Origin of the sequence: Paenibacillus sp. Aloe-11, assembly GCF_000245715.1 — a bacterium.
Taxonomy (GTDB): Bacteria; Bacillota; Bacilli; order Paenibacillales; family Paenibacillaceae; genus Paenibacillus; species Paenibacillus kribbensis.
In genome coordinates, this window is record NZ_JH601059.1 from 27,474 (window position 1) to 44,564 (window position 17,091).

Annotated in this window: 14 protein-coding genes and 1 pseudogene; all 15 read right to left on the bottom strand. The window is 49.2% G+C overall.

Annotation, left to right across the window (positions count from 1 at the left end; genetic code table 11):
* Window positions 1-557 (bottom strand): annotated as a pseudogene (locus tag WG8_RS28735) (LysM peptidoglycan-binding domain-containing protein); the annotation flags it as partial.
* Between the two features lie 125 nt (window positions 558-682).
* Window positions 683-1,612 (bottom strand): RluA family pseudouridine synthase, encoded by a 930-nt coding sequence (locus WG8_RS18300; protein ID WP_007431708.1) that lies wholly within the window; start codon window positions 1,610-1,612, stop codon window positions 683-685.
* Entirely contained in the window at window positions 1,609-2,913 is a 1,305-nt protein-coding gene (gene hemL, locus WG8_RS18305; protein WP_007431709.1) for a glutamate-1-semialdehyde 2,1-aminomutase, read from the bottom strand. The genes WG8_RS18300 and hemL overlap by 4 nt, the downstream gene beginning before the upstream one ends.
* A gap of 31 nt (window positions 2,914-2,944) precedes the next feature.
* Window positions 2,945-3,943 (bottom strand): porphobilinogen synthase, encoded by a 999-nt coding sequence (gene hemB / locus WG8_RS18310; RefSeq protein ID WP_007431710.1) that lies wholly within the window; start codon window positions 3,941-3,943, stop codon window positions 2,945-2,947.
* A gap of 47 nt (window positions 3,944-3,990) precedes the next feature.
* The gene (cobA, locus tag WG8_RS18315; protein WP_007431711.1) at window positions 3,991-5,547 is read right to left on the bottom strand and encodes a uroporphyrinogen-III C-methyltransferase; all 1,557 of its coding nucleotides are present in this window, start codon (window positions 5,545-5,547) and stop codon (window positions 3,991-3,993) included.
* Window positions 5,548-5,551: 4 nt separating this feature from the next.
* Window positions 5,552-6,478, bottom strand: a complete 927-nt coding sequence (gene hemC / locus WG8_RS18320; RefSeq protein ID WP_007431712.1) for a hydroxymethylbilane synthase — start codon at window positions 6,476-6,478, stop codon at window positions 5,552-5,554.
* Between the two features lies 1 nt (window position 6,479).
* Window positions 6,480-7,127: a precorrin-2 dehydrogenase/sirohydrochlorin ferrochelatase family protein gene (locus tag WG8_RS18325; protein ID WP_007431713.1), complete on the bottom strand. Its 648-nt coding sequence runs from the start codon at window positions 7,125-7,127 to the stop codon at window positions 6,480-6,482.
* An 8-nt stretch (window positions 7,128-7,135) separates the two neighbouring features.
* Complete coding sequence (gene ccsA / locus WG8_RS18330) at window positions 7,136-7,963, bottom strand: cytochrome c biogenesis protein CcsA (protein WP_007431714.1); 828 nt, start codon at window positions 7,961-7,963, stop codon at window positions 7,136-7,138.
* Between the two features lie 16 nt (window positions 7,964-7,979).
* Complete coding sequence (gene hemA, locus WG8_RS18335) at window positions 7,980-9,374, bottom strand: glutamyl-tRNA reductase (RefSeq protein ID WP_007431715.1); 1,395 nt, start codon at window positions 9,372-9,374, stop codon at window positions 7,980-7,982.
* A gap of 249 nt (window positions 9,375-9,623) precedes the next feature.
* Window positions 9,624-10,028 (bottom strand): adenosylmethionine decarboxylase, encoded by a 405-nt coding sequence (speD, locus tag WG8_RS18340; RefSeq protein WP_007431716.1) that lies wholly within the window; start codon window positions 10,026-10,028, stop codon window positions 9,624-9,626.
* A 262-nt stretch (window positions 10,029-10,290) separates the two neighbouring features.
* Entirely contained in the window at window positions 10,291-10,878 is a 588-nt protein-coding gene (locus WG8_RS18345) for a hypothetical protein (RefSeq protein WP_007431717.1), read from the bottom strand.
* A gap of 248 nt (window positions 10,879-11,126) precedes the next feature.
* Entirely contained in the window at window positions 11,127-11,738 is a 612-nt protein-coding gene (gene yihA / locus WG8_RS18350; protein ID WP_007431718.1) for a ribosome biogenesis GTP-binding protein YihA/YsxC, read from the bottom strand.
* An 18-nt stretch (window positions 11,739-11,756) separates the two neighbouring features.
* On the bottom strand, window positions 11,757-14,093 hold the full coding sequence (gene lon, locus WG8_RS18355) for an endopeptidase La (protein ID WP_007431719.1): 2,337 nt from the start codon (window positions 14,091-14,093) through the stop codon (window positions 11,757-11,759).
* Between the two features lie 110 nt (window positions 14,094-14,203).
* Window positions 14,204-15,931 carry an ATP-dependent protease LonB gene (gene lonB / locus WG8_RS18360; RefSeq protein ID WP_007431720.1) on the bottom strand — a complete coding sequence of 576 codons (1,728 nt, stop codon included), beginning with the start codon at window positions 15,929-15,931 and terminating at the stop codon, window positions 14,204-14,206.
* Window positions 15,932-16,148: 217 nt separating this feature from the next.
* The coding region (gene ispG, locus WG8_RS18365) for a flavodoxin-dependent (E)-4-hydroxy-3-methylbut-2-enyl-diphosphate synthase (RefSeq protein ID WP_007431721.1) at window positions 16,149-17,091 on the bottom strand (943 nt) is incomplete at its 5' end.

Here is a 17,091-nt window from a genome sequence, read left to right on the forward strand (position 1 = left end):
GACAGTGGCAGTTTCTGCTCCCCATAGTCCAGTGACGGCTGTTCCCAGGAAGCAAGCTCCTGTTGGGTAGAATAAATCCCTTCCTGCCGATGCTCACCATCAGTGGAAGGAGATTGCGCCGGATGATCAGGTGCATGCACTACGGTAAATTCCTCATCTAGCCAAACCGCCGTCTCTTCGGCATGCGAGCTTTCCACCCCGTGCAACGAAAGAACGCCCGTAATATTCAGACTACGCAAGGAGAGCAGATCCACATCAAAATTTTCAATCTCGACCGAAATATCTTCCAATCTTCCTACCCGGTTCATCGGAATGGTAATTTCCACAGGTATCAAATGATGAAGCTCACTCGTGGCCTCTTCAGGTGTGCGGTACACGCCCTCCAGCAGCAAATGCCCTCGCAAAGCGGCATGGTCGCCGTGGGTTACAACCTGAATGCGTGGCAGAAGCTCAATTTCCTCCAACTCAGCAATCCCGGCAGCTTCCTCCGTCAAATGAATGCGTTCATAAATATCAAAACGCAAGCCTTGCGGCTGATCATTCTGTTGTTTATTCAAGGATGGCATCCTCCTTTGGGCAGCCTCCGCACATCCTCTGACTCCTGTCAGGCGCACGGAAACTCCATATTGCAAACCGTTTCTAGGTTCAAGTATATGCGCCAAAATAGAAGGCATGCCATCTTTTATAGCTGTTTGAGCAGCTTTTGCAAATCATCCGGCCAAGCATCCTCCACGGTAATCGTTTCCCCGCTGAGCGGATGACGGAAGGTCAGACGCTCTCCGTGTAGCGCCTGCCTGCCAAAATCAGTCGCCCGGCCCCCGTACAATACATCCCCGAGCAACGGGAAGCCGGCATGACTAAGATGAACGCGAATCTGATGCGTTCGTCCGGTGTCCAATGTCAGATACACGAGGCTAATCGCACTTGGACCACTTCCCCATACGTCACCAAGTTCCACATGGGTAACTGCCTTTTGCCCAGTCGGAGATACACGGCGACGCTGCTTGTGATGCCTGTCCTTGCCAATAGGCCAATCCAATGTCCGCAGCGATGAAGGCACTTCCCCCCGTACCAAAGCTACATAGCGGCGGTCGATAGCCTTGGCTCGCATTTGCTCGTCCAGCTTGAGCAACGCGAATTCGTTTTTGGCATATAGCACCGGGCCTGTCGTATCCCCATCCAGACGATGCACATGCCGTACTGCTGCATGAATGCCATGGATTTCATAATAGGATGCGACAGCATGATCCAACGTCAGTGGACCATCCTTTACACCGCCGTCTGGATGGACCGCCATCCCCGCTGGTTTATGTACGACCAGGCAAAAATCATCCTCATACAGCACCTTCAAATCATACCAACGTGGGATGACGCCAAGGTCCATTACAGGAAAAAGGGCCAGCCGCAGCCGGTCCCCTGTATGTTCAATCCCTTTTTCGTGCCTTAGTCTGCGCCACAGCTTGTCCGGCAATCCCAAATGGTTCAGCAACCAGTGGTCTACAGCTTCAGCGCTGTCTACATTCCCAATGCGATTTTCACCAGCTGAAATTTCCCGTCCCGGTGTGACTTCCAGCCAAGGTCCCCTTCTTCTCCAGCTACCCTGCCAGCTCATAGACGTTTGAGCGCGCGATAGTTCGCTTCAATGGTAGCATCAATATCCTCAACCGTATGCACACCTGATACGAACATGCCCTCGAATTGAGATGGAGCCACACTCACTCCCTCATTCACCATTTCGGTAAAATAACGGCGGAAATGATCCTGATTGCTCGTTTTAGCCGTATCAAAATTGACAACCTTCTCGTCCGTGAAAAATGGACACACCATGGAACCCACACGGTTGATCGAGACAGGAATACCCAGCTCACGCGCGTTACGTTCGAATCCGGCCTGCAGCTGTGCTGCCCGCTCTTCTAGCCGATCGTACACTTCCGGTGTCAGCAATTTAAGCGTCGAATAGCCCGCTGCCATAGCCAATGGATTTCCGCTCAGCGTACCCGCTTGATAGATTGGCCCGGATGGCGCGATTTGCTCCAAAATGTCGCGACGTCCGCCGTAAGCACCTACAGGCAGTCCACCACCAATAACTTTGCCCAGACACGTAAGATCCGGCGTCACACCAAAGCGTCCTTGAGCGGAATGAAGTCCCACCCGGAATCCAGTCATCACTTCATCAAAAATCAGCAGACTTCCATATTGCCGGGTTACCTCACGCAAACCCTCCAAAAATCCAGGCTGTGGCGGTACAACACCCATATTGCCTGCTACCGGCTCGACAATAATTGCAGCAATCTCTTCGCCAAATTTCTCAAAAACCAGCTTCACTGAAGCCAAATCATTATAAGGAACAGTGATCGTATGTGAGGCTACGACTTCAGGTACACCCGGACTATCGGGCAGACCTAATGTCGCAACACCAGAGCCCGCTTTAATCAGCAAGCTGTCCGCATGACCGTGATAAGAGCCTTCAAATTTAAGGATTTTGCTGCGTTTCGTAAATCCGCGTGCGAGTCGTATTGCACTCATGGTCGCCTCGGTCCCCGAGCTCACCATACGAACAAGTTCCATAGAAGGAACACGCTCGCATACGAGTTTGGCCATTTCAGTTTCCGCCAACGTTGGTGCGCCGAAGCTGGTTCCTTTTACAACAGCAGCCTGTAAGGCTTTAACCACTTCGGGATGTGCATGGCCCATAATAAGCGGTCCCCATGAACATACATAGTCTATATAGGATTGACCGTCGATATCATATATACGCGATCCTTCCCCACGGTCGATATATACGGGCGTTATGCCTACGGATTTAAAAGCCCGAACCGGACTGTTTACGCCACCTGGAATATATTGTTTCGCCTCATCAAAGGCGACTTTGGAGCGCGTATCCTTGCGCACCGTTCGTTGTTCGTCGATCATTCTGATCACTCCTGTCTTCTGAAAAATACGCTTATTGCTTCAACCATCTTGCCGCATCCTTGGCAGAATAGGTAATAATCATATCCGCACCCGCACGCTTCATACTTGTCAGAATTTCCAGCACCATCGCTTTTTCATCAATCCAGCCTTGAAGAGCTGCCGCCTTGACCATTGCATATTCGCCGCTGACGTTGTAAGCCACCAAAGGCAGATCAAATTGATCCTTAATCGTACGCATCACATCCAGATAAGAAAGAGAAGGCTTCACCATCAGCATATCCGCACCCTCAAGCACGTCAGATTCCGCTTCTCGCAACGCTTCGCGTGCATTGGCAGGGTCCATCTGATACGATTTGCGGTCACCAAACTGCGGCGCAGAATTTGCGGCTTCACGGAAAGGACCGTAAAAAGCAGACGCATATTTGACGGAATACGACATAATCGGAATATGTGAAAAGCCTTCCTGATCCAGTCCTTGCCGAATGGCCTGCACAAAACCGTCCATCATATTGGATGGGGCGATAATATCCGCGCCTGCTTTAGCCTGGGAAACCGCTGTACGTACCAGCACCTCCAGGGATTCATCATTCAATACTTCGCCACATACCTCGCCATCATGCTCATGCATGTGTACCATACCGCAGTGTCCATGATCCGTAAATTCGCACAAACAAGTGTCGGCTACAACCAGCAGCTCGGGATAGCGGGACTTGATCAGACGAGTAGCCTCCTGCACAATACCATCATCCACAAAAGCCGATGTTCCCAAGCTATCTTTGGTTTCTGGTATGCCAAACAAGAGCACGGCGGGAATGCCCAGCTCGCTAATTTCTTTCAGTTCTTCTTCCAGCTGATCCAGTGAAAAACGGTATACGCCTGGCATGGAGCTAATCTCCTGCTTCACCCCAGTGCCAAATGTTACGTAGATCGGTTGGATAAAATCAGCCGGATTCAATACGGTCTCACGCACCATACTGCGGATCGCAGCCGACTGGCGCAAACGACGATGTCTCGTAAAAGGTACACTCATGATTGCAAACCTCCACATTCTATACATTCATTTAGTAAAAACACAAATTATAAAGTCACAGTAGTACTTGACTGCTTCCAGTCACACAGCGATTGGACCAGACTTTCAATGGTTGCCTTCTCAGACATAAAGCTGACGGTCAAACCGGCTTGGGTAGCTGTCTCGCCGGTTAAGGGACCAATTACTGCAATCGTAACTCCCTCCAGCAGCGACACCGGATCATCGACCCCCATTTGCCTGAGCGCTTCCATAAAAAAGGTTACAGTTGAGGAACTGGTAAAGGTAATGGCATGGATGGCGCGTTCCTCCAGCAGCTTGAGCAGCTCATCATCCTGTGTGTTGGCTGCCAGCACAGTCTGATACAGATCAGCCTCGGTTACCTCAAGCCCCATCTCTCTCAGCTTGTCTGGCAGCCAGGATCGAGCTAGATCACCTCTGGGGAGGAATACGTTCTGCCCTGCCTGCAAATCCTGCTCAAACGCTCCAAGCAAGCCCTCAGCCTGAAACGGACCTTCGATCTGTTCTGCTACAATACCATGCGTCCGAAGTGCGGCTGCTGTAGCTGGACCGACTGCGGCAATACGCGCTTTGAACAGCGCACGCACATCCTTGCCCTGCTCCTCTAAGTGGGTGAAAAAGTACTCTACTCCATTAACGCTGGTAAAGAACACCCAATCGTATTCAGGCAATTGTGCAAATGCCTTTTTAATTTGCTGTTTCGTCGGCTCGTCCGAAGGGACTACCGTCCGGATGACAGGGAACTCATAGGGCTCGCCGCCGAGCTCCTCAATCCGGCGAACCAGACTGCTGGCCTGTGCGCGTGCACGGGTGACCAAAATCCGCTTGCCGAACAAAGGCATCTCCTCAGCCCATTTTAACTGTTCACGCTGCTTCACTACTTCTCCAACCACGATGACAGCGGGAGGCTTGAAGTTAGCAGCCTTCACCTTGGCCTCGATATCCGCCAGCGTACCCACCAGTGTATCCTGTTCTGCACGAGTTCCCCAACGAATCAAAGCAACGGGTGTACTAGACGGCTTGCCGTGCTTCATCAACTGCTCACTGATATAACCGATCTTCGCCACACCCATCATAAAGATCAGTGTGCCCGTTGCATTCGTTACTTTATCCCAATGAATACTTTTATCAAGTTTATCCGGACTTTCATGCCCTGTAATGATTGACAGCGACGAGGCCATATCCCGGTGTGTAACCGGAATGCCTGCATAGGCAGGCACGCTGATGGCTGAAGTGATACCGGGTATGATTTCATAGGAAATACCGTGTTTACGCAGCAGCCCGGCTTCCTCTCCAACCCGACCAAAGATGGTGGGGTCTCCTCCTTTGAGCCGAACAACCGTTTTCCCTTCCAGGGCTAGGTCCACCAACAGCTGATTGATTTCCTCTTGCTTCATAGTGTGACGATCCGGCAGTTTGCCGACATATATTTTCTGTGCACCTGGCTTCATCAGCCCCAAAAGGCGTGGGCTTGCCAGTCTGTCATACACAATGACATCCCCCAGTTGAATACATTCCCATCCCTTGACCGTAATTAATCTCGCGTCTCCGGGCCCTGCGCCAACTAAATATACCTTCCCTGCCATATCATCATCCCCTTACCTGTGCCAAAATCTGTTCTGCTCCCTTGGCAATCAAGCTGGACGCCACCGCTTCTCCCAGCTTTTGCGGATCATCTCCCTGGAGCGTTTCCTTCAAAATAACCTCGCCATCCGGCGAGCCTACCATGCCCGTAAGGCGGATTTCTTGTCCAGCCCAGACCGCATGAGCCCCGATCGGCACTTGGCATCCCCCATTCAGTACGCCAAGAAAGGTTCGTTCTGCAGCAACCGTAGCCGAGGTATCCCGGTCATTGTAAAGCCGCAACAATGACAACAGCTCTTCATCGTCGGCACGGCATTCAATACCGAGCGCTCCCTGTCCAACGGCCGGCAAGCAGGCTTCCTCTGGTATATAGGACGTAATTCGCTCTTTCCAGCCCATTCGGTGCAAACCAGCCGCTGCCAAAATAATGGCGTCAAATCCTTCCGTCTCCAGCTTTTTCAGACGGGAATCAATATTGCCACGTACAGGCTCTAACTGTAGATCAGGTCGCATGGCTTTGATTTGGCTGGCCCGGCGCAGACTGCTCGTGCCTACTTTTGCTCCTTGAGGCAAATCCTCCAAGCTCTTGGCCCCGAGTGTAATTAGGCAATCACGCGGGTCCTCCCGGCGCGGTACAGCGCCGTTGACAAGGCCTTCCGGCAATTCGGACGGCATATCCTTCATACTATGTACTGCCATATCAATCTCACCAGCCAGCATGGCCTGCTCAATTTCTTTGACAAAAAGGCCTTTGCCGCCTACTTTGGACAAGGTTACATCCAATATTCGATCGCCCTTGGTCAGTATTTTTTTGACAACAAACTGCAAAGCCAATCCATGCTCCGCGCACAGCGACTTCAAATCCTCAATGACATGCCCGGTCTGAGTTAGCGCAAGCGCGCTCTGTCTGCTGCCTACCACAATTGTTCGCATGTTATTCCTCCTGATTTTGCGCAATCCATTGGTATATCTCTTTTTCAGTCCAAGCGGTAAATTCATGACGCCGTATTTGATCCAATATCCCACTGCTCGCCAGACGCCTCAGAAGCTTGGCCCTTTGCTGCGGAGAACTTACAGTACGTTTGATAATCTGTCGCATTTCGTACATAAAATCCAGATATGGCTCATATTCGCTGCCGAATAATGCTTCTAAAGCTGATGTAATATCGGCGGTTACAGCCGGGCCTGCTCCTGCAGTGGAAACACTGATCGTCAGCCTCCCCCGCCGAAAGATACCCGGCGTTATAAAGTCAGCCTCTTCCGATCGGTCTGTCACATTTACCAGTATACCTCTTTGCCTGGCCTCATGCGCAACTGCATTATTCACTTCTCTCTGATTCGTTGTTGCATATACAAGAAAGGCCCCCTGGAGATCGCCCTCGCGATATACGCGATTTACCCAGTGGAGCTGCTTGTGATCGGCCAGAAGCTGTAAATCCGGCGTTATATTCGGGCTGATGACGGTAATGCATGCCCCGCTTCCTATCAGCCCCTTTACCTTGCGTTCCGCTACCCTGCCGCCGCCTACAATACAACAGATCTTATTTTTACAATTCAACGAAATCGGGACAAAATGTTGCAAACGCTCATTCACTCTCCCGTCCACTGATGAAATACAGACCAGGAATTCAGCAAAAAGTTAAGAATTAACAGGGTATAGCCCACTAATGCCCACTTTGCCATCACGAGGCCCGAACGCTGATTCCATCTTTTACTCACTAACAATACAATATACACGCACAAGGATATCGCTGTCATCAGCACTTTGCTATCCAGCAAAAGACGCCAGCGCTCCTCGGCAATAATAGAAATGACTGCAACGACAATGGAAACTCCGAGTAAAGGAGTGCCAATCAACAGGGCCTTATGCGTATAACGATCCATCATTTCGAGGCTTGGCAGACGCCTGATCGTGTCATTCCATTTCTTTACTTTCAATTTACGATGCAAAAACAGGTATAAGCCCGAAAATACAGCCGCTACTGTCATCGCTACAAAGCCGAGATTAGCCAACGCAATATGAATAAGAAGCAGCCCATGCACAGTATGCCAATCTGCAAGTGGGTTATCGGTGGGCTCCATCCATATTTTATTGAGCACGAGCACCGCGAAGCTAATAATATTAAGCAGCAATACTGCAAATTCAGAATGTTGGTAGCGTGACAAAATCAAAGAAATCAGCACTAAAATAAATGAAAACAGAAATAAAAAATCGTAGCTCACAAAAATAGGAAGGTGTCCCTCGTTCCAGGTTCTTATTCCCATATATACGAGCTGGAGCAAAAGAACGACAACAAGAAGCCCTGTACCTGTCCGTTTGGCATTCGCGTTGCGTCGAATTCCATCCGAGAATACAAACAGAAGGCTCAGGGCAAAAACATAAATCATTGAATCATATATAAGCATGCCTGAAGCCACGTCTGTACACCTACCTTTACAGGCCAGCCGGCGCTAACGACGCTGGCGAGGCTTGAACCTGACCGGATTTTTCATGAACTCCGGCCTCCGGTTTCATTAACGCGGATGCATCGCTTTTATCTACTTTCTGAGCGGCGTCCTCCAAACGATCCTCCAGAGCAAAAATGTGGCTAAACAACTCTAAGGCCTCATTCCCCTGCTTTTGGACTGCCAATTCCTTCACCCGATTGATAGGATCATGCATCATCTGGTTCAGCATGCTCTTCGTCAAGCGGCTAATCACTTTGCGTTGCCGTTCATCCAGCTCTGGAAGCTTGTTGAACAAGCTTTCCAATGTATCCTGGTGCACGGATTCCGCTTTTTCCTGTAAAGCACGAATCACCGGACGCACTCCCATCGTTTTCAACCATTGATAAAATTCGCTAAGCTCGCCTTCGATCATATGCTCGATTTTGGCGGCCTCGGTACGACGCATTTCCAGATTGCTCTCCACGATACCTTCCAAATCATCAATATCGTATAGAAAAACGTTCCGCAATTCCCCAATAGCTGGGTCCAGATCACGCGGAACCGCGATATCGATCATAAACAAAGGACGGGACTGACGTCTTTTCATACTGGCTTCAACCCGATCCCGATCCAGTATATATCCTTGGGCACCTGTCGAGCTGATAACTATGTCCACATCGGCCAACCGTTGAATGCCTTCCTCCATCGTAACCGGCGTTCCGTGAAACTTGGAGGCCAGGTCTTCCGCACGGGACAAAGTCCGGTTTGCCACAATAACCTCGGCTGCTCCGCCACTGTACAAATGCTTAACGGTAAGCTCGCTCATTTTACCTGCACCGAGAATCAGCACCTTCTTATCGGTAAACATACCGAAAATTCGCTTGCCCAGCTCAACTGCTGCATAGCTGACAGATACGGCGCTTTCTCCAATGGACGTCTCAGAGTGGGCACGCTTGCCCAATGTGACGGCTTGCTTAAACAACCTGTTAAACCATGTGGCCGTAATTTTCTGGGATTGAGCCTGAAGAAAAGCATTCTTCACTTGTCCCAAAATTTGAGTTTCTCCAATGACCATCGAATCCAGACCACAAGTCACCCGGAACAAATGCCGGATCGCCTGCTCATCTTCATATATATATAAATGCTGTGTAAATTGATCACGCGGAATGCCGAACCATTGCTCCATAAAACTGCGTATAAAATAACCGCACATGTGAAGGCGGTCCACCACGACATATATCTCAGTTCGATTGCAGGTTGCGACAACTACGCCCTCCAACACACTTTTAGTAAGTTTGAGTTGCTCCAGCGCTTTTGGCAAATCTTGTTCTGCAAATGTAAAACGCTCTCTGACTTCCACAGGCGCCGTACGATAATTCAACCCAACAACGACGATGTGCATTGCAAATTCACCTGCCTAAACTGTAATAAGAATAACCACTGTCATCATAAACTATGTTAATTATATCACAGAAGTCTGATTCTCCTCGGGCTGTTTTATGAATTGTTTATGAAAATTAGATGGGTTACCTGAACATCCGCCACGCTCTATATCATTTGATTTAGTGTAGACTACTTTTAAAACAAATAACCATGGAAAATTCCATGGTTATGATATAGGACCACGCGAATGGCTCCATAAAGAAACGAATTACACCAATTCAGCGCGCTTGCTCTCCGGTGATTCCACCTGAAGCTCTCCCAGGCCGCGAATCAGCTTCTTCGCATATGTTTTTTCCGGTTTTAGGACGGATACCAGGTAATCGATAGCCAGCTGCGGATCAACAGTCTCACCGCAGGTGTAACAATCAATAGCGGCAAATCCTCTCTCAGGATACGTATGAATAGAGAGATGGCTCTCCGACAACAGTACAAGCACAGTAGCTCCCTGTGGTTCAAATTGCTTGGATTGAACGGACATCACCGTTGCTCCGCAAGTTTCAGCAGCCTCAACTAATTGAGTCTCCAGAAACTGCGCATTATTCAGCAATTCAAACTCAACACCCCAAGTATCTACGGCAACGTGTCTTCCGAAAGTTGAGTACTCTAATTCCATCTTTCGGTTCCCCCTTCCTAGGAATAAAATGTTTGAAAAAAATTTCATCCGCTAGGACCTACGTCATTCACTTCCCGAGGGATAACCTCTCGCAACATTCAATGTCCTGAGTGAATCCTGGTTCCTATATTCATTTTCAACGAGATTAAAAATAACATCTATGTACAGCAAATGCAATCATTTTTTTGGAATAAAAAAGCCCCTTCCGGTAGCGAAGAGACTGCTCTGCATAACGATTCATTCCAGCCCGCCCAAGCCCAATTTAAGCTTCCAGCGCAAACAGCCTGGAGCAGCTCATCCGAAGCTTTTGATCAATCTGTTCCAGCTCCGAGAATGTACGAGCCAGATTCCGTTGATCCAGCAACGAATTAATGAGATTATACACGGCTGATATTTCATTTTCCACGTTGTGATGCTGAAAAAGCTGTTGTAGCTCCTGTACTGTGTTTTTATATTCAAATACCAGCTTGGAGCCTTCGGCATTCTTCTCCATAATTTTGCGAACAGTGCCTTCGTTATAAAAATACACCATTGTGAATCCTTGATACATCCGGTAAACAATGCCCTTACCCTTAAAGCGAACAAAAAGTTTACGTATAAACAAGGTTAGTTGCGGATGAATTAAGCGGCAAGTCAATTCACAGACATATTCTCCCTCTTTGGCCTCAAAAAACAAATGAACTTCCTCGCCCGCAGTATGCTCCAGAACGATTTCCTGTCCCCCGTTATCCAGCACTTTAATTCGGTAATGCACTTGGGGATCATCCACTGCCTGCAAAAATTCATCCATTTGAGTTTCCGACAAGGTCAAAGTGGTTTTTACATACTCTGTGGCTAACCGCTGAACCATACCAATCTCCTCAATTCTTTTCTGAACCTATAGTTCGAGCTTTACATTTTATTATACATCAGACCTACAGCGCTTTTCTTTCAAATCAGTTCACAAAAATCAGTCATTCATGAGAATTAAACGGAAAATATCTTCATTGAGGTGGCATTATCCCCGATATGCTCACTTTTCTGCTGGAAATCCACGTGATTGCTCAGCTACGGAACCCGTGCGTATACGAAAAAGGACGCCCCAAGGGCGCCCTGCATTTACAATTCCGTCTGTTCTTCGTCGTCATTGCCTATATAGCCGGAGATGACAGACCACAGTTCTTCCTTGCCCATACCTTCTTCGGATGAAAAGGGGATAAACAATCCACCGGGAAGTATTCCGAGTTCCTGCTTAATGACTTTATAATGCTTTTCCCGTCGTGTTTTGGGGATTTTATCTGCCTTTGTACCTACAACACATACCGGAAGCCCGTTATGGCGCAGCCAATCATACATCATGATATCATCCTTGGATGGCGGATGGCGCAAATCAACCATTTGCAGCACCAGCTTGAGCTGCTCCCGCTCCAGCAAATAAGACTCGATCATCTGCCCCCAGGCTTTGCGGGACGTCTTGGATACTTTAGCGTAGCCGTAGCCGGGAAAATCGACAAAATAGAGATCATCATTAATCCGGTAATAATTGAGCTGTTGGGTTTTCCCTGGCGTAGAACTGGTGCGCGCCAAATTTTTGCGGTTAATCATGCGGTTAATCAATGAAGACTTCCCGACATTAGAGCGCCCTGCCAGAGCAATCTCTGGCAAAGCGTCTACAGGAAACTGACTGGGACCAACCGCACTAATAATAAATTCTGCTTTCGTTACTTTCATTGTGTCCTTAATTCCTCTCTAATGTACCCTTGCCTGCTCAACCAAAGCATGCTTCAGCACCTGATCCATATGGGCAACGGGAACGAATTCAACATCCTGCCGAATACTGTCGGGAATATCCTTCAAATCCCGTTCATTATCTTTGGGAAGCAGAATTTTTTTGTAGCCTGCCCGATGAGCTGCCAGCGACTTCTCTTTCAAACCACCAATCGGCAGCACGCGACCGCGCAGGGTAATTTCGCCTGTCATAGCCACATCCTTCGATACATGCCGGTTGGTCAATGCCGAAATCAATGCCGTAGCAATGGTGATTCCAGCAGAAGGTCCATCCTTCGGAATCGCTCCCTCGGGAATATGGATGTGAATATCATTTTTTTCATAAAAGTCCGGTTCAATGCCCAGCTCGCTCGCTTTGGAACGAGTATAGCTGAATGCCGCCTGTGCGGATTCCTTCATCACATCTCCAAGCTTACCCGTAAGAATCAGTTTACCGCTACCAGGCACAACTGTCACTTCAATCATCAGCGTTTCACCACCAACCTCTGTCCATGCCAGGCCTGTAACCGTACCGATCTGATCCTCCAGCTCCGCTACGCCGTAACGGAATTTGGCGATGCCCAAATAATCTTTCAGATTATCCGGTGTGACTTGAATCGATCCTTCCCCACCAGATACAACTGACTTCGCAGCCTTACGGCATAGGGAGGCCAGTTGCTGTTCGAGATTCCGCACACCGGATTCACGGGTATATTCGCGAATGACACGCAGCAAGGTATCCTCGCCGATGACCAACTGCTCCTCTTCCAAGCCATGCTCTCTCTTCTGCTTGGGCAGTAGATAACGATTGGCAATCTCCAGCTTCTCCAGTTCGGTATAGCCAGGAATATAAAGTGTCTCCATGCGATCCATGAGCGGGCGCGGGATATTGTGTGCAGCATTGGCTGTCGTCACAAACATCACATTGGATAGATCAAATGGCAGCTCGACAAAATGGTCGCTGAACGTATTGTTTTGTTCGGGATCAAGCACTTCCAGCAATGCTGCTGATGGATCTCCCCGAAAATCGGAAGCCATTTTATCAATCTCATCCAGCAAAAAGACCGGATTGGACGTGCCTGCCGTCTTCATCCCCTGAATGATACGCCCCGGCATCGCACCAACATAGGTCCGGCGATGGCCACGGATTTCTGCTTCATCCCGCACACCACCGAGGGAGATGCGAACAAATTCCCGTCCCATGGATTTGGCAATCGAACGAGCCAGCGAGGTCTTGCCGACCCCTGGCGGACCTACGAGACACAGAATCGGTCCCTTGATGGTCTTCACCAGCTTGCGCACAGCCAAGTACTCCAGTACCCGCTCCTTCGGTTTATCCAGTCCGTAGTGGTCATGATTCAGCACCTCTTCGGCCTTGGCAATATCCAGGTCATCATCGGTAAACGTATTCCATGGCAAGCTTAACAGCCAATCGACGTAATTGCGGATGACGCCACCCTCGGCGGAGCTTGCAGGCATTTTTTCCAGACGGTCGATTTCCTTTTCGACCTTCTCTTTTACCGGAACAGGCAGCTCCAGCTCACTCAACTGGTTGCGCAGCTCTTCAACTTCTCCTGCACGACCTTCCTTCTCGCCAAGCTCCTTCTGAATCGCCTTCATTTGTTCACGCAGATAATATTCCTTCTGCGTCTTTTCCATTTGCTTTTTCACTCGCTGGCTGATTTTACGTTCCAGCTCCAGAACCTCGCGCTCGTTGTTCAAAATATCCAGAAGTTTCTCCAGACGCTGAGTTACGTCAATCGTCTCCAGGATATCCTGCTTTTCCTTAATCTTGAGCGTCAGATGGCTTGTGATCACGTCTGCCAGCCGTCCAGGCTCCTCAATATCGGATACCGCAGCAAGTGTCTCGGGCGTTACCTTTTTGGACAAGTTGATATAATGCTCGAACTGGGTCAATACAGTGCGCATCAGCGCATCCGTCTCGGGCTGCACGTTTTCTGCCTCATGCAGTTCCTTGGCCAGTACCTCGTAATATTCTTCATTGTCCGTATATTGGATAATCTCGGCACGTTCCAGCCCTTCCACCAGCACCCGAATCGTTCCGTTAGGAAGCTTGAGCATCTGGCGCACCTTGGCTACCGTGCCGACTCGAAAAATATCCTCTTGTGTGGGTTCTTCAATATTTACCTCTGATTGAGAACACAGGAGAATCAAATTGTCTTCAACCATCGCTTTTTCCAAAGCCTTGACCGATTTTTCCCGGCCCACATCGAGATGCAGAACCATGCTCGGGTAGACCAGAAGTCCTCTTAAAGGCAGCAAAGGAAAACGACGACCTTTTGTCTTGATGGGTCCCATCGCTTTCGCACCTCCAGTGATTCTCAGGTTCCGGATTTTACAATCCTCACGTTGTTATCTTTCATATTTTATCAAATGTTAAATAAAAAAACCAATGAAAGAGCCACTTATTAGCAAGATCCTGTATCGGAAATCGTTCCATTATGCGTTCCATCCGCCTGCAGCAACGAAGATTGGGATGGGCGAAAAGTCTCAATTGGCGCATGCACAGGTGATTCCGACGTCATTTCTTGCCCAAACACATGACGGAATACTTCGGTAACCGACTGTACGGGGATGACCTGTAAGCCCTCAACACTATCAAAAAGAGCTTGCCAGTTTTCCTGCGGAATGATCACCTTTTTGGCTCCTGCCTGAAAAGCTGCCTCGACCTTGGCTAATACGCCGCCAATCGGTTTGACACGGCCGTGGATGCTAACCTCGCCAGTCATCGCAATTTCGTGATCCACCGGAATTCCCCGGATGGCAGATGCAATAGCTGTTGCCATTGCGATTCCTGCAGACGGACCGTCTACTGGCGTGCCCCCGGGGAAATTGATATGCAGATCGTAATTCGACGGAGACAATCCGAGTGTACGCAAAACGGTCAGTACATTTTCCACAGAACCTTTAGCCATGCTCTTGCGTCGCAGTGTACGGGAGCCACCCCCAATTTCCTCCTCATCGACTACGCCCGTAATATTGTAGCTTCCTTTTCCTTCAGGAACCGGAACCGCCGTAACCTCAATTTCCAGCAGCATCCCCATATTTGGACCGTATACAGCTAATCCGTTAACAAACCCGATTTGCGGCACACCCGGTACTTTTCGATCAGGACGTGGTTGAATTTGACTGCTTCCTGCAACCCATTCCACATCAGACGCATTGAGACGTTCCCGCTTCTCAGTGAGCGCCAAACCAGCGGCAAGCTGGATCATATTGACTGCCTCCCGACCATTCGTAGCGTAACGCTGTACGACCTCTACCGCCTCGGGACAAGGCCCAAAGCCCAGCTTGTGGACAGCATCCTCAGCAATGCGAGCAATCTCCTGCGGCTGAAGGGCACGAAAATAAATTTCCATACAACGGGAGCGGATGGCAGGTGGCAGCTCATGCGGAGAACGAGTGGTCGCACCTACCAGCCGAAAATCCGCCGGCAATCCATTTTGAAAAATATCGTGGATGTAGGCAGGAGTATGCGTGTCTTCCGAGTTGTAATACGCACTCTCCAAAAATACCTTGCGGTCCTCCAGCACTTTCAACAGCTTATTCATCTGCGTCGGGTGCAATTCACCGATTTCATCAATAAACAGCATGCCGCCATGCGCCTTTGTTACAGCGCCAGGCTTAGGCTGTGGAATACCCGCTACCCCCATAGCTCCAGCCCCTTGATAAATGGGATCATGCACCGAGCCAATTAACGGGTCTGCAATGCCACGCTCATCAAAACGGGCCGTCGTGGCGTCAATCTCCGTGAATTTCGCATCAGCCTTGAATGGAGAGGACAGATTTTTCTTCGCCTCTTCCAGCACTACGCGCGCAGCAGCCGTCTTCCCTACTCCTGGCGGGCCATAAATAATGACATGCTGTGGATTCGCACTACATAAGGCCGCTTTGAGCGCACGCAGTCCGTCCTTCTGTCCGACGATATCCTGTAACGTTGCTGGCCGAGTACGTTCCGCCAACGGCTTGGTCAGTGAGATGGAACGCAGCTTGCGCAGCTTATCCAGCTCCTTCCGGGACTCTCGGTCCACCGCACTACGGTTCGTTTTCTGGCTCCGCAGGAGATTCCAGAAATACAGACCGATGACAATCCCGAAAAACATTTGTACCAACAACAAAATCATAGTCAAGTCCATTGTATTTCCTCCGTTTCTCATCTCAGCAATTTGAAAAATGCTGCTCTATGAAAGACAGTATTTCCTTTTCCGCGATAGCTAAACGGCAGTCTTTCAAAAGATCAGAGGGAAAATACAAAAATACCGTGAAGAACAATTCTGTAGCAGAACTGTTCTTCACGGCGATGATATAATGACCATAAAGTATGATTATACTCCTGTATAAAACTGATTGGGTCTATACTTTCTCAGCTGTATGGCGTTCTTCGCGCCCGGGGATTTTGCCTGTCTCTTCATACGCTTTGACGATGACATCAATTTCTTTTTTCAATTCATCAACCATGTCAGCCTCGGGCACTTTGCGGATCATTTTACCGTAACGGAACAAAAGCCCTTCCCCGCGTGCTCCAGCAATGCCGATATCCGCTTCCTTCGCTTCACCCGGACCATTTACTGCACAGCCCAGCACCGATACTTTAATCGGCACCTTGAGTTTGGCAATATAGTCCTCTACCTCGTTGGCAATAGAGAACAGATCGATATCCAGACGTCCACAAGTTGGACAGGAAATCAATGTCGCAGCGTTGGTAATCAGTCCAAACGTTTTGAGCAGCTCCCGTGCAACCTTCACTTCTTCCACCGGATCGGCACTGAGTGAAATACGCATCGTGGAGCCGATGCCTGATGCCAGCAAGGCCCCCATCCCCGCCGCACTTTTGACCGTTCCGGTAAAGAGCGTACCTGCTTCGGTGATACCCAGATGCAGCGGATACTTGATAATTCCAGCGGCTTTCGTATAAGCGGCAATCGCCATGGGTACGTCAGACGCTTTCAGAGACACGATAATATCGTGGAAATCAAGCTCCTCCAAAATACTGATATGGTACAGCGCGCTTTCTACCATCGCTTCTGGCGTCGGATAACCGTACTTATCCAGCAAATGCTGCTCCAATGATCCGGCATTGACACCAATCCGAATCGGAATCCCTTTTTCCTTACACGCATTAACGACAGCCTCCACTTTTTCGCGTCGACCAATATTGCCTGGATTAATGCGGACCTTGTCAATTCCGTTTTCAATCGCCAGTAGAGCCAGCTTGTAATTAAAATGAATATCCGCGACGAGCGGAATATGAATCCGTTTTTTAATTTCCTTAATGGCAGCGGCTGCTTCCTCATTG

Coding starts and splice junctions, on each gene's coding strand:
- WG8_RS18300 (WP_007431708.1), bottom strand. CDS start 1,612: ATGAGCTGGCAGGGTAGCTGGAGAAGAAGGGGACCTTGGCTGGAAGTC.
- hemL (WP_007431709.1), bottom strand. CDS start 2,913: ATGATCGACGAACAACGAACGGTGCGCAAGGATACGCGCTCCAAAGTC.
- hemB (WP_007431710.1), bottom strand. CDS start 3,943: ATGAGTGTACCTTTTACGAGACATCGTCGTTTGCGCCAGTCGGCTGCG.
- cobA (WP_007431711.1), bottom strand. CDS start 5,547: ATGGCAGGGAAGGTATATTTAGTTGGCGCAGGGCCCGGAGACGCGAGA.
- hemC (WP_007431712.1), bottom strand. CDS start 6,478: ATGCGAACAATTGTGGTAGGCAGCAGACAGAGCGCGCTTGCGCTAACT.
- hemA (WP_007431715.1), bottom strand. CDS start 9,374: ATGCACATCGTCGTTGTTGGGTTGAATTATCGTACGGCGCCTGTGGAA.
- speD (WP_007431716.1), bottom strand. CDS start 10,028: ATGGAATTAGAGTACTCAACTTTCGGAAGACACGTTGCCGTAGATACT.
- WG8_RS18345 (WP_007431717.1), bottom strand. CDS start 10,878: ATGGTTCAGCGGTTAGCCACAGAGTATGTAAAAACCACTTTGACCTTG.
- yihA (WP_007431718.1), bottom strand. CDS start 11,738: ATGAAAGTAACGAAAGCAGAATTTATTATTAGTGCGGTTGGTCCCAGT.
- lon (WP_007431719.1), bottom strand. CDS start 14,093: ATGGGACCCATCAAGACAAAAGGTCGTCGTTTTCCTTTGCTGCCTTTA.
- lonB (WP_007431720.1), bottom strand. CDS start 15,931: ATGGACTTGACTATGATTTTGTTGTTGGTACAAATGTTTTTCGGGATT.